Here is a 13,462-nt window from a genome sequence, read left to right on the forward strand (position 1 = left end):
TCTCGCCTCCTGCGCAATCGCGCTGCTGCTCGCGCGTCGAGAGGCGGGAGCCAGGACATGAGCGACGCCATATTGACGATCAACGCCGGCTCCTCGAGCGTCAAGTTCGCGCTCCTTCCCGCCGATGAAAGACCGGGCCGGCCGCGCGCGCTCGCCGACGTAGGCGTTCGGCGTTACGGTTTCCATGGTGTTTCGTATGAATATATCGCGAGCGTCCTTCCCGAAGCGATGGGACCGACGGAGGCCGATGGTCGAATCGTCGCCGCCCATCTCGTCAGCGGCGCCAGCATGTGCGCGCTGCACAGACGCAAAAGCGTCGCCACCACAATGGGGTTCACCGCGCTCGACGGGCGTCCGATGAGCCACCGCTGTGGCGCTCTCGACCCGGGCGTGGTGCTCTACCTGATCGGACAGAAGGGAATGAGCGTTCGGGAAGTCAGCGAGCTTCTCTACAGCGCGTCCGGCCTGTTGGGCGTCTCTGGCGTCAGTGACGACATGCGGACGTAGATGGCGAGCGGCGACCCGCTAGCGAAACAAGCGGTCGAGCTTTTCATATACAGTATTGGACGAGAGCGCGGCTCCTTGGCGGCGGCGCTCGGTGGTCTCGGGGAGCGAGATGGCTCGGGATAGAACTCGACGAAGCGGCAACGCGGCGAGCGGGCCGCGCATTTCGCTGCCGGAAAGCCGAGCTTCCGCATGGGTTATCGCGAGGGACGAGGATCTCATGATCGCGCGCCATACATGGAATCTGCTGCTCTGATCTCGACAGCGCGACGGTGAGGGCGCTGAGCTGCGCCGCCGAACGGACAGGTCAAACTTGAAAAAGCGGCGAGTGTGACGATCAAGCAAGCTGAACGGATCACAGGAGCGCAACTACGCGCTCCGCAATCCACGACGGGGTCGGCCATGGCGAAGGACTCGAAAGCAATCGACAGCTCCGCCTCTGAGGATCCGCGCGAGAGAGCAGCACAGCAAAAGCCCGGCAGAGGCGAGAGCGCCGACGCCTTCGCCGAGCTGAGCGCGCAGGAGGCGCTGGCGAAGCTCGAGAGCGCGCCCGAAGGATTGAGCGCCGAGGAAGCCCGCCGTCGCCTCGGCGTCTATGGTCCCAACACTCTCGAAGAAAAACGCGTTCCATTGTGGCGCCGCCTATTGACGTATTTCTGGGGACCGATTCCCTGGATGATCGAAGTTGCGGCTGTGCTTTCGGCGGTGAACGAGGACTGGCGCAGCTTCGGCGTGATTCTCCTCATGCTGTTCATCAACGGCGGAGTCGGCTTCTGGCAGGAGAAATCGGCCGCCGACGCCCTCGACGCGCTGAAAGGACAGCTCGCGCTGAAGGCGCGTGTGCGACGAGACAATCGATGGATCGAAATCGACGCCGCCGATCTTGCGCCGGGCGACGTGGTGCGTATTCAACTGGGCGACATAACGCCTGCGGACGTGAAGCTGCTCGAAGGCGACTATCTTTCCGTCGACCAATCTGCGCTGACCGGCGAATCATTGCCAGTGACCAAGAATGAGGGAAATATCGCTTATTCCAGCACGGCCGTCAAAGAAGGCGAGATGATTGCCGTCGTGTGCGCGACGGGCGCGAACACTTTCTTCGGTCGGACCGCAAAGCTGGTGGAAAGTGCGGGCGCGGAATCCCATTTCCAACGCGCCGTTCTCCGCATCGGCAATACTCTCGTCATCAGCGCCATAGCTCTTTCCGCGCTCCTCGTCGTCGTCGAGATCTATCGCGGCGTAGCATTGCTGCAACTGCTCTCTTTCGTGCTGATTGTCGTGGTCGCCTCCATTCCTGTCGCCTTGCCTGCGGTGCTGTCGGTGACCATGGCTCTGGGCGCGCTCGCCCTCTCCAGGATGAAGGCCGTGGTGTCTCGCCTGGAGGCCATCGAAGAGATGGCCGGGGTCGATGTCCTGTGCGCGGACAAGACGGGAACTTTGACGCAGAACAAGCTCACCGCGGGCGATCCCGTGATCTTCGAGGCGCAAGACGCAGCCGAGTTGATCCTGGCCGCGGCGCTCGCTTCGAAGAAGGAGAATCGAGACGCGATCGACGATGCGGTGATCGCGGCCTTGCCTGACGCCAAAGCGCTCGAGCCTTATCGCCAGACGCGGTTCACGCCGTTCGATCCGAAACATAAGCGCACAGAGGCCGCAGTGAAAGCGGCCGACGAAACAGTCTTCTCCGTGACGAAAGGCGCGCCTCAGGTCATCGTCGAAATGTGCCATTTGCAAGAAGATGCGCTCGAGCGCGCCAATAAGGCGATCGACGAAGCCGCTCGCAAGGGATTCCGGACATTGGGCGTGGCGCGCTCGGACGACAATGGCGCGAGCTGGCGGCTTTTGGGAGTTTTGCCGCTTTACGATCCCCCACGTGACGATTCCGAGGCGACGCTCGCGAATGCGCGCGATCATGGAATCATCGTCAAGATGGTGACCGGCGACAACACCGCGATCGCCCGTGAGATCGCTCGGCAGGTCGGTTTGGGGACAAATATTCATCCTGCCGCGGCGCTGCTTCAAGGCGGAAACGAAGACGGTGGTCCGCGCTTGGCGCGCGCCATTGAGGAAGCCGATGGCTTCGCCGAAGTATTTCCCGAGCATAAGTTCAACATCGTCAAGGCGTTGCAGGACAAGGGCCATATCGTCGCCATGACTGGCGACGGCGTCAATGACGCGCCCGCACTCCGTCAGGCCGAGGTCGGAATCGCAGTCTCCGGCGCGACCGAAGCCGCTCGGGACGCCGCCAGCCTCGTCCTTATCGAAGCTGGCTTATCGGTCATCGTCCAGGCCGTGGAGGAGGCTCGACGCATCTTTGCTCGAATGACGAGCTACACGATCTATCGCATCGCCATGACGTTGAGCATCATGGTATTCGTGGTGCTGACGATGATCGTGTACTATGATTATCCATTGACGATCATCATGATTATCTTGCTGGCGTTGCTCGATGACATTCCGATCATGACCATCGCCTGGGACAATACGGAATTGAGTCCGAAACCGGTTCGCTGGCAGATGGACCGCCTGCTGATCATCTCTGTCATGTTCGGGACGCTGGCGCTCGCTCAAAGCTTCGCATTGTTTATTCTCGCTCGCTCTGTCTTCGGAATCGGCGTTGCCGAAACACAGACGATGATGTTCTTGCGCTTTATCGTCGGCGGCCATCTGCTTCTGCTCGTCAGCCGCACGCGCCGTCCGTTTTGGCGACGTCCACACCCGTCTTGGCAGCTTTTGTCGGCGGTCGTGGCGACACAGATCGTCGGCGTGCTCTTCGTTTGGTTCGGTTGGCTCATGCAGCCAATCTCTTTGGCCGCGATCGGCCTCATCTGGGCTTATGATATCGTGTGGATGCTGGCGATGGACGCGGTCAAGCTCGGCGCCTACCATATCCTCGACCGCAGGAGGGAAAGACGTCCCATTCGCGAAGCTCGGCGGCGCTCGCGTCCTGCGCGCGCAGGCGGGCGTCCAGGTCGAGCAGCGGTTCCCTTGCACCTCGTAAGGGTCGCGCCCATCCAGTTCGCGGATCTCGCCGCCGGCGTCGCCATATCGGGCTTGACCATGATCGGACTATCGGGGTTCGCTTCGACTGTGATGGCTGCGGTTGCGACCGTCGTTCTCGGTCTGGCTCTGCTGTTGCGTGGAAGGGCGCTGCTGGTCGACTCGGCGAGGCTTGCTTCCTTGCCGAGTGCCGCTTCTGTTCCGGCCGATCCGTTCGGCGTCGTCAGCTGGCTGGGCGTTGCGCTGATCGGCGGCGGCGGCGCGCTCCTGGGCGCGCTCGTTCTACTCGGCGGTCCCGTCACGGTTCTTACGCCATCCGCGATCATCGGTTTCGGAGTCGCATTCGTTCTGAGCGGGAATTCGCGGTCGCGCTTGTACGCGCTAGAGCTTGCGATCCTCGCCTGGGCGCCGGTGTTATTCACCGGACGCGAAATTCTGACGAGAAGAATGGACCAGGCTTTTGCGAAGAACCAAATGCTCGCGGGTTTGGCCGCGAGCCTGCTCGGCCTCATTGCAGTCGCGGGGATAAACGCGATGACTCTGAGCCTCGTCGCTCTGCTCGTCCTCGGCCTCGCACTGGCATCGCCGCAGCGAATCGTTTCGAGCGCCGCGGAGCCGCGTTACGAGCCGGATGAAGGCCAAGGCGCAGTCCGCGGCCCGTAGCGCGACGGGTCGCAGCGTCGAGGAGTTCGAGGAAACGCGACGAAAGTCGCTGGACGACCGCAACCGTACTTGGTGCGAACGCGGAGAAATTTCGCTGCTGCGTTCCTTAGATCGTGTGGTTGGACGGCGAAGGGACGCAGATCATTTGCCATGCGCGCCTTTCGCATATTGGTCAGCGCGCATGCGAGCGATGGTCAAGCACTCGCATGCGCCGACTGCTCCCGGAGTTCCTCCCGACTCAAGTTCGCATCACACACGTTACTCCGTGACACGACTCGACAACCTTTGCTTTTGTTCCGAGGATTTTCAGCGGTTCGGACACTTTTTTTGGCGGTTGCGCCGAACGGATAATACGAAGAATCGAAATATTATCAGCAGAAATTGTGCTCGCATTTCCCGTTAAGGGACGTCCGCCGTTCTCGGGCAAGCTGATCGCTTGAGTGCATGCTCGAGTGCGACGATCGCCGGACAGAGAGCGGACCGCTCTGCCTGAGTCGATGTCGATAGCCTCTGCGGGTGATGATTTTCGATCTGATGGATGAGTTCGAGCCGCCGTTGAAGGACTTCCAATAGGCAGGCTGCGACTTGTCGTTCAAATTCGACTTTGATCATGGCCAGATGTTTCTAATTTTGCGAATGCATGCAAACGACAGCGCTGTCGCTAGACGCCGCCGCCCGCATGCACCCGCGCTTCCTAGACGCCTCCTCCAAGAGGCTCCTAATTCGACCAGCTAGACAAGAGTGGCGCTGATTCAACCCCCCCTGAGGAAATTTCAGATGTATCGCTAATGTCGCTTCTCTCGTCTACGCTTCTGCTATTCTGCTCCTATAGCAGCGGGTTTCGAGCGAATCCGGGTGATTACGAAGGAGAATGCTCGCAGCGAACTCGTCGCCCCGGAAGTGATCGGCGGCCGCTGCGCGCTCTGCCGACGTTTTGGGAAAGGGAAAGGAGGATTCGAGGCCTCCGGCCCTTCCTGTGAAGCCTGACGGAGCGCCGAGAGACCTCAGACATGACGAGGGGATCGAAATCTCGCACGGCGCTGTTGGAGTGCCGGACGCCGCGCGGCGGCTCGATCGCAGAGTAGAGTACGAAGCTCTGCTTCAAATATTGGCACGGACGGGGAGAAATCCTGATCGTCAACCACGAGGGCCGCGGCTGGTGGGATGGTCGTGCCCCCACCGGTGGTGTAGCAGCTCGGGAGCAAGCGGCTCGCGACGCGCGCTTTTCATAGCGCCGTAGCGAGCGAGCGGCTTGCGGCGGCCACCGGCGATCCGGGGCCATGGCGACAACAGGCCATTCTGGGCCGCGGACGTTGGGACGCGGATACGCTGCGTGACATTGTGCGCGACTATGCGCTGGAGACGTTGGCCGACGACGATGCGTGCGCGGCCGGCCGGTCAAAACGACGGTGAGCGACCGCAAGGCTCCATGCCCGCTCGACAAGGTGAACCGGCAATTTCGGGCGGCGCGGCCGAATGCGCTGTGGCTGTCCGACTTCACTTATGTCTCGACTTGGCAAGGCTTCGTCTATGTAGCTTTCGTGATCGACGCCTTCGCTCGGCGGATCGTCGGCTGGCGCGCCTCGCGCACAGCGCATGCGGGCTTCGTGCTCGACGCGCTCGAGCAGGCGCTGCATGATCGTCGGCCGGTTCACAGCGGCGGCCTCGTCCATCATAGCGACCGCGGCGTTCAATACGTCTCTATAAAATACACCGAGCGCCTCGCCGAGGCCGGCGTCGAGCCATCGGTCGGCAGCGTCGGCGACAGCTACGACAACGCGCTCGCCGAGACGATCAACGGACTCTACAAGGCCGAGCTGATCTGGCGACGCGGGCCGTGGCGAAGCTTCGAGGCGGTCGAGTTCGCCACGCTCGAATGGGTCGACTGGTTCAACAATCGCAGACTGCTGGAGCCGATCGGAAACATTCCGCCGGCAGAAGCCGAAGCGCGCTATTATGCGCAACTCGAGGAGCCCGCCATCGCGGCGTGACTCAGACGAAATGGCCTCCGGCGATCCCGGCGCGGTTCAGATAGACGAACTCGCTTGTCTTGCCGCTCAGGACAACCGCGTCCGTCCGAAGCATGGCCCCCACCGAATGGCCCGTGCCGCTCAATCGCCGACACTCTTCGCAATGGCATTGCGCGACGATGACCGGCGGTCCGGTCGCCGTGAAGCGAACGCCGCTGCAAAGACATTTTCCACTGTACGTCCGCATCTCAGTCGTTCCTGCATCGCGACAGATCGACAGGCCTTATCACACCGCGCTGACGTGCGGATGCGTCCATTCCATTGCCTTCATCGGCACGTCGAGCTCGGTATGGGCGAGCGCGTTGGTGAAGTTGGAGATGAGTTTCGCAGACAAGCACACGAGCACGTCGAGCGCCTGCGCGCGGGTATAGCCAGCATCGAGAAACGCCTGCAGCGTATCGTCTCCCACATGACCCCGCTGTTCGAGCAACTGGCTGGCGAAGCGGCGCAGCGCCTCGAGCTTTGGATCGGCGATCGGTCTGCCTTCGCGCAGCGCGTCGATCACGTCCTGCGGCGCCTTCAGCATGGACATGATCAGAGAGTGGCCGGCCATGCAGTAGTGGCAGCGGTTGTGGAAGTTCGAGGTCATCAGCACGACCTGCGCCTCGATCGGGGTGAAACCGGTCTTCTCGGTCGCCAGCTTGTAGAGCGTCGAATAGGCCTCGTGAGCGGCGGGGGATTCGGCGAGCACCTTGTGCAGGTTGGGCAGAAATCCGAACATGGCCCTCGCGCCCGCGATGTGCGGGAGCGACGCGGCGGGGGCGGTGGTCTCATCGTGATAGGTGAACATGAAGGGAAGTCCCTGGAACGGATCGTTTGAGGTCAAGAACGGTCGGGGCGAGGCCGGATCAGGCCGACGCCACGTAGCTGGTGATGGTCATGTCCGCGGCCTGCGTGCGCAGCGGGACGAGCGCCTGACAGGCTTCCGACGCATGCCAGCCGTTGAGCGCGTCGATGTCCGGAAATTCGATGACACCGACCGTCTGGTGGGTCAGTTTGCCGGCGAGGGCATCGATAGCCTTGCCCCGCAGCAGCGCCTTGCCGCCGAAGGGCGCAAGAGTCGGCCCGACGCCCTGTAGATAGGCCTGGTACTTCTCAGAATCCTTGACGGTAGTGGCGACGATGAAGAACGCGGTCATTGGGGGCTCCTTGAAGATCGACGTTGAAAGAGAGGATCGCGCAACCCGCCACCGGCGAACCCGGTCGACAAGGACCGGCGGACAGGTTATGTGCAGCGATGTATAAAACCTGCCCAACATTTTGTCCATAGGTGTACAAACAAAATGCCCAAGCCCGGCAGACCCCCGCAGTTCGACCGAGACGCAGCCCTTGATACCGCGATGCGAGCGTTCTGGCGCGACGGCTATCAGGCCAATTCGGTCAAGGCCCTGTCCGAGCGTCTGGGGATCACGCGGTCGAGCTTTTACAATGCGTTCGACAGTCAGGAGGCGCTGTTCCTCGAAGCGCTCGGCCGCTATCTCGATGGCTCGCCAGACCGCGCGCTGGCGCAAATGCCTCAGCAAGGCAGTGTCTGCGCACTGATTACCCAGACTTTCAGGACCGTGTGCCAGACATTGGCGGCGGACGCCGAGGCGAAGGGGTGTCTGCTGGTCAACAGCGTCGGCGCGCTGTGCCCGCCCGTCGACGATCTCGGCGCCGAAATCGCGGCGCATCTGATCGCGCGGGTGGAGCGTATCGAGGCGCTTCTGCGCGCTGCCGTCGCCCGGTTCGAGCTACCTTCGGATACCGACATTCCGGCCTGCGCGCTGGCGCTTATGACATTTTTGGTAGGACTCAACATGATGGCCAAGGTAGTACCGGACAGGGCCGTCCTCTGGCCCGCGGCGCGCGCGACGCTCGCCGCTTATGGCGTTCTGCGCGAGGAGGGGGCGACTGGCCAAAACGCCCTCCAGGGCCTCGAGAATGACTCGTAGCTTGCGAAGGACAAGCTTGGCTGAAGCTCATGAACACAGTGTCGTTGTCGGTATCCAATCCCAAGAGCGCAAACGGCTGTCAGGAGCCATCTTGGCTTGAGAATATCGGAATCCGAATCCAAAAAGCCATCAAACGTGATAATATTGACCGATAATATTCTCACGTTTGATGGCTTCCCACGTCGCTTTGGCCGGAAAACTAGGCTGTGTCGTGCGTCGCTGTTCGCAATTCTATAGAAATGTTGGAACAGCAGATTCTCAAATTAGCTGGCTTCAGCAAGCCATATTATCGAATTAAATGGATATTCTCAATCACTGGCTTTCTATCAAATCATTGATTTTCTTCACATCGAATTCTCACGCCAAAATGGCTCCTGACATCCTTATTCCATGCAACTTTACACCTTGCGGATTTAGCGGTCGACGAGACCGAGGCGCGGGGCGCAATCCGGAACCAATTCTTCACTTAACGGTTTTGAGTCGAGTCGCGAGTCGAAGTCGCTTCGACGGGCGAGACAATTGAGGCATGTATTTCGGTATCTACTGAGAGAGAAAGCGTATATGCAGCCGGGTCGTCATCCTGCGAGGCGCCGCGCGTCGACGCTCGCGACGCTTCTATCGAAGGCATCCATGCTGCTGCTCGCCGGCTGTTCTGGCGGGGTGCTCGATCCCAAGGGACAGATTGCCGCTGAAGAAAGCAAAATTCTCGTTAACGCATTCGGCACGATGCTGATCATTGTCGTCCCGACCATCATCGGGGCGCTCGTCTGCGCTTGGTGGTTCCGAGCATCCAACCGCCGGGCCCGATATCTTCCCGACTGGGTATTCTCCGGCCGGCTCGAGCTCGTCAACTGGGGCTTTCCGCTGCTCATCATCCTCTTTCTCGGCGGGCTGATCTGGATCGGCTCGCATCGGCTGGATCCGTTCCGGCCGATCGCCGCCTCGCGCGAGCCGGTCGAGGTGCAGGTCGTCTCGCTCGATTGGAAATGGCTCTTCGTCTATCCGGAGCAGTCGGTCGCGAGCGTCAATGAGCTCGTTCTGCCGGTCGAGGCTCCGGTCCACTTCTCTCTCACCTCCGCCACGGTGATGAACTCGTTCTTCATCCCGCGTCTCGGGGGCATGATCGCCACCATGCCCGGAATGGTGACGCAGCTCAATTTGAAGGCGGATCATATCGGCGATCTCTGGGGCCTCTCGACACAGTTCAGCGGAGACGGCTTCGCCGACATGCATTTCGCCGTGCATGTCAAATCCGAGGAGGACTTCGAGCGTTGGATCGCGGAGGCGCGAAAGCGCGCCTGCGATCTCGATCACGCCGGCTACGCAGCGCTTCTGCCCGCAAGTCAGAACGTGCCTGCTTTCGTCTTCCGTTCGGTCGCGCCCGCCCTGTTCTCGGATATCGCGACGGGGAAGCTCACGCCGCAGAAGGCGTCCGACAATTCCGCCGTCCCATGTCCGGAGGCGATGCGATGAAGATTTTAGGCGATCTGTCGTGGGACGCGATCCCGTGGAATTCTCCGCTGCCGTTGATCGCGGGCGCGGTGGTCATAGCCATCTGCTTGGCGATCGTGGCCTGGGTCGTGCTCGCCGGCCATCTCCCGTACCTCTGGCGCGAGTGGATCACCAGCGTCGATCACAAGCGCATCGGCGTCATGTATATCGCGCTCGGCTGCGTCATGATGCTGCGCGGCTTCGCCGACGCCATATTGATGCGCTCCCAGCAAGCCTATGCGTATCGCGCGGAAGGTTATCTTCCGCCCGAGCATTTCGATCAAATTTTCAGCTCGCACGGCACGATCATGATCTTCTTCGCGGCGATGCCGATGATGATCGGCCTCATGAATTTCGTCATTCCCCTGCAGCTCGGCATGCGCGACGTCGCCTTTCCGACATGGAATTCGACGAGTCTCTGGCTCACCGCCACCGGCGCGCTTCTCGTCAATATCTCGCTCGTCGTCGGCATGTTCTCGCGCGCCGGATGGTTGCCCTATCCACCGCTCTCCGAGCGCGAATTCTCGCCCGACGTCGGCGTCGATTACTACCTCTGGGCGCTGCTCATCTCCGGCGTCGGCACGCTCGTGACCGGAATAAATTTCGTCACCACGATTCTGAAGATGCGCGCTCCCGGCATGGGCTACCTCAGAATGTCGATGTATTGCTGGACGGCGCTCGCATCCAATCTGCTGATCGTCGCCGCTTTCCCGATTCTGACGGCGACGCTCACAATGCTCGCGCTCGACCGCTATCTCGGCTTTCATTTCTTCACCAACGCCGGCGGCGGCAATATGATGATGTTCATAAATCTGATCTGGGCCTGGGGGCATCCAGAGGTCTACATTCTCGTCTTGCCCGCCTTCGGCATTTTTTCCGAGGTGATCTCGACCTTCTCCGACAGGCCGCTGTTCGGCTATCGGTCGATGGTGCTCGCGACGCTCGGCATATGCGTCATCTCCTATCTCGTCTGGTTGCATCATTTCTTCACCATGGGAGCAGGAGGCACGGTCAATGCGGCTTTCGGCATCGCCACGACGGTGATCGCCGTCGTCACCGGCGTCAAAGTCTTCAATTGGCTGTTCACAATGTATGGCGGCCGTATTCGCTTCACGACGCCGATGCTGTGGTCGCTCGGCTTTATCGTGACCTTCGTCCTCGGGGGAATGACAGGCGTCCTCCTCGCTGTGCCGCCGGCCGACTTTGTGCTGCACAACAGCCTCTTTCTCGTCGCCCATTTCCACAACACCATCATCGGCGGCGTCGTGTTCGGCGCCTTCGCCGGCATCGCCTATTGGTTTCCGAAAGCCTTCGGTTTTCGCCTGCACGAGGGCTGGGGCGTCGCTGCATTCTGGTTCACTCTCGCGGCCTTCTACGCCGTCTTCGTGCCCCTCTACGTGCTCGGTCTACTCGGCATGACGCGTCGCATGCAGCATTACGACATGGAGATGTGGCGCCCGTGGGTGGCGGCGGCGATGGTCGGCGTCGTCCTCTTCGCGATCGCCTTTATCTGCCAAGTGATCCAGATCGTCGTCAGCATTCGCCATCGCGACCGGCTGCGGGACGAGACCGGCGATCCGTGGAACGGCCGCTCGCTCGAATGGGCGACGCCGTCGCCGCCGCCGCAATTCAACTTCGCGACGCAGCCGAATGTGGAAGGCGAGGAACCCTATTGGGAGATTAAGCGGCGCGCGATCGAGACCCAGCAGAGCGACGCGCGATACGAGGCGATCGCCATGCCGAGAAACAGTCCGGTTGGCGTCGTGACCGGCTTCTTCGCGACGATCACCGGCTTCGCCATGGTGTGGCGCATCTGGTGGCTCGCGGCCATCGGCCTCGTCGCAGCCTATGTCGTGTTCGTCTGGTACGCTTGGCGCGACAAGGTTGAGGAGGAGATATCGGCGGAAGAGGTCGAGCGCATCGATCTCGTCCACCGAAAGAGCCGAGCCGATTGGCTCGCGAGACATCCGCAAGCAAGTGAGACCACATGACGACGATCGAGGCGCCGGCGCCTGCGCTCGGCCGACACATCGACCCCTACAGGCTCCGCCGCTCCGAGATCCTGGCGACAGGTCACGGCGAGGCTGGACCGGCTTCGAAGCGCGTCATCATCGCCTTCGGATTTTGGATATTCCTGCTCAGCGACATCGTCATGTTCTCCGCCTTCTTCGCGGCGCATGCGGTGCTGCAGACCGCGACGGACGGCGGCCCTTCCGGACGCGACCTGTTCGATCCGACGAGGGTGGCGCTCGAAACCGCATGCCTGCTCGCCTCGAGCTTCACATGCGGCCTCTCGGCGGTCGCGACGAATGCGCGCAATCAATTCTGGACGCAGGCTGCGCTGCTCGTCACCGGCCTGCTCGGGTTCGCCTTCCTCTCGCTCGAGGCGCAGGAATTCTCGGGAATGATCACGAGCGGCGCCGGGCCGATGCGGAGCGCCTTCCTCTCCTCCTTCTTCGCTCTCGTCGGCCTGCACGGCGCGCATGTCAGCGTCGGGCTGCTCTGGCTCGGCACGATGATGGCGCAGCTCTTCGTCAAGGGTTTCGGACCCGTGCTCTACAGGCTCATCTGCTTCAATCTGTTCTGGCATGTGCTCGACATCATCTGGGTCGCGATCTTCACGGTCGTCTATCTGATCGGAGAAGGCCGATGAGTCATGTCGAGGAAAAGAACTCCGAGGATGTCGCGCCAGGCTTCATGGATGCGCCGGGCCATGGCGTGCGCGAGGGGCTCCTCACCTATTTCACGGGCTTCGCGCTCGCGGCTCTGCTCACGATCGCGTCATTCTATCTCGTTCGCACGAATCTCATCTGGGGGCCGGGGATCACCATGGCGCTGGTCGCGCTGGCGATCGCGCAGATCGGCGTGCATCTCGTCTTCTTCCTCCATCTCACCACTGCGCCGGACAACACGAATAATGCGCTCGCCCTCGCCTTCGGCGTGCTGATCGTCACTCTGGTCGTCGGCGGCTCCTTGTGGATCATGTCCCATCTCGAGCACAATGTGATGCCGGATCGCATGATGGCGAGGACGGACCTCGAGAGCATGGCGGCGGAAGGAGGCCTGCGCGTCGAGGGGATAGTCGCTCCGACCGAGCCGCAGCAAATCGCAGCGCATGTTTCGGGAAGAGTGTCCGCGATCGGCTGTGAAGCCGGCGCGCATGTCGAGGCGGGATGGCTCTGCGCCGAAATCGACCCGCGGCCATTCCAAGCGGCGGTGGATCGGTCCACGCACGCGCTGAAGGCGGCGCAAGCACGTCTCGACCGCGAATCGGCGCGGCTCGGCGCGGCCCGCGACGCTCTGCAGGGCGCAAAGGGCGTGCAGCGCCGCAGCGCCGTCGCGCGACTCCGTCGATCGGTCGAAAGGCATGAAAGGAGCGTCGATCGCGCGGCCGCGGATGTCGAACAGGCGCAGGCCGCGCTCGCGGCGTCGAAGGCGGAGCTCTCCGCGACGCGCATCGTTGCGCCGATCGACGGAACGATCCGCGCGCGCAATGTCGCGCCGGGCGAGGAGGTCTCTGCGGAGTCGAAAGCGCCGATGTTCGTGATCGCTCCCGATACGGCGCGCATCGTCGTGAAGCTCGGCGCCGCGCAAAGCGCTCTGATCGCCGTCGGCGACAAGACCGTCTTCACCATCGACGCCCTTCCCGGGCGATCGTTCGAGGGAGAGGTGACGAAGATCGAGCCGGCGCGAGCCGGCGCGGAGGCGAGCGTCGAGATCATGGCGCGCGATCCGGGTCATGCGCTCGCGCCGGGGACAGTCGGGAGAGCGCGCATCTCTCCGCGCAAGAGAACAGACCCGTGAGGCGTGGCGTCGCAGAGCGGATGGCGCGCAACGCGC

General features: G+C 61.9%; 10 protein-coding genes and 2 pseudogenes. 9 read left to right on the plus strand and 3 right to left on the minus strand.

The window, feature by feature from the left end:
• Positions 1-57 precede the first annotated feature (57 nt).
• From KP010_RS23230 to KP010_RS06000, 4 genes and pseudogenes are all read left to right on the plus strand, one after another.
• The gene (locus KP010_RS23230; RefSeq protein ID WP_371824195.1) at positions 58-507 is read left to right on the plus strand and encodes a hypothetical protein; all 450 of its coding nucleotides are present in this window, start codon (positions 58-60) and stop codon (positions 505-507) included.
• A 399-nt stretch (positions 508-906) separates the two neighbouring features.
• The gene (locus KP010_RS05990; protein ID WP_216280547.1) at positions 907-4,167 is read left to right on the plus strand and encodes a plasma-membrane proton-efflux P-type ATPase; all 3,261 of its coding nucleotides are present in this window, start codon (positions 907-909) and stop codon (positions 4,165-4,167) included.
• Positions 4,168-5,421: 1,254 nt separating this feature from the next.
• Positions 5,422-5,550 (plus strand): annotated as a pseudogene (locus tag KP010_RS05995) (IS701 family transposase); the annotation flags it as partial.
• Positions 5,544-6,158: pseudogene (locus KP010_RS06000) on the plus strand (IS3 family transposase); the annotation flags it as partial. The pseudogenes KP010_RS05995 and KP010_RS06000, both read left to right, overlap by 7 nt.
• Before the next feature lies 1 nt (position 6,159).
• Here the strand turns inward: KP010_RS06000 and KP010_RS23045 are convergent.
• Genes KP010_RS23045 through KP010_RS06015 form a run of 3 tightly spaced genes read right to left on the minus strand, consistent with a single transcriptional unit; the run spans position 6,160 to position 7,336 of the window.
• Positions 6,160-6,384 carry a GFA family protein gene (locus tag KP010_RS23045; RefSeq protein WP_256448887.1) on the minus strand — a complete coding sequence of 75 codons (225 nt, stop codon included), beginning with the start codon at positions 6,382-6,384 and terminating at the stop codon, positions 6,160-6,162.
• Positions 6,385-6,423: 39 nt separating this feature from the next.
• Entirely contained in the window at positions 6,424-6,987 is a 564-nt protein-coding gene (locus KP010_RS06010; protein ID WP_216280549.1) for a carboxymuconolactone decarboxylase family protein, read from the minus strand.
• A gap of 58 nt (positions 6,988-7,045) precedes the next feature.
• Positions 7,046-7,336: a DUF1330 domain-containing protein gene (locus KP010_RS06015; RefSeq protein ID WP_216280550.1), complete on the minus strand. Its 291-nt coding sequence runs from the start codon at positions 7,334-7,336 to the stop codon at positions 7,046-7,048.
• A 144-nt stretch (positions 7,337-7,480) separates the two neighbouring features.
• On the opposite strand from KP010_RS06015, the gene KP010_RS06020 reads away from it, so the two are divergent.
• The 5 genes from KP010_RS06020 (at position 7,481) to cyoD (ending at position 13,426) form a co-directional block, all read left to right on the plus strand.
• Complete coding sequence (locus KP010_RS06020) at positions 7,481-8,131, plus strand: TetR/AcrR family transcriptional regulator (RefSeq protein ID WP_216280551.1); 651 nt, start codon at positions 7,481-7,483, stop codon at positions 8,129-8,131.
• Positions 8,132-8,761: 630 nt separating this feature from the next.
• Positions 8,762-9,604: a ubiquinol oxidase subunit II gene (gene cyoA, locus KP010_RS06025; RefSeq protein ID WP_253203556.1), complete on the plus strand. Its 843-nt coding sequence runs from the start codon at positions 8,762-8,764 to the stop codon at positions 9,602-9,604.
• 2 nt (positions 9,605-9,606) lie between these two features.
• Complete coding sequence (locus tag KP010_RS06030; RefSeq protein ID WP_216281466.1) at positions 9,607-11,613, plus strand: cbb3-type cytochrome c oxidase subunit I; 2,007 nt, start codon at positions 9,607-9,609, stop codon at positions 11,611-11,613.
• On the plus strand, positions 11,610-12,275 hold the full coding sequence (locus tag KP010_RS06035) for a cytochrome c oxidase subunit 3 (protein ID WP_216280553.1): 666 nt from the start codon (positions 11,610-11,612) through the stop codon (positions 12,273-12,275). Before KP010_RS06030 ends, KP010_RS06035 begins: the two co-directional genes overlap by 4 nt.
• Positions 12,272-13,426 (plus strand): cytochrome o ubiquinol oxidase subunit IV, encoded by a 1,155-nt coding sequence (cyoD, locus tag KP010_RS06040; protein WP_216280554.1) that lies wholly within the window; start codon positions 12,272-12,274, stop codon positions 13,424-13,426. The genes KP010_RS06035 and cyoD overlap by 4 nt, the downstream gene beginning before the upstream one ends.
• The last annotated feature ends 36 nt before the right edge of the window (positions 13,427-13,462 follow it).

Source organism: Methylosinus sp. KRF6 (assembly GCF_018887255.1).
Lineage (GTDB): Bacteria > Pseudomonadota > Alphaproteobacteria > Rhizobiales > Beijerinckiaceae > Methylosinus > Methylosinus sporium.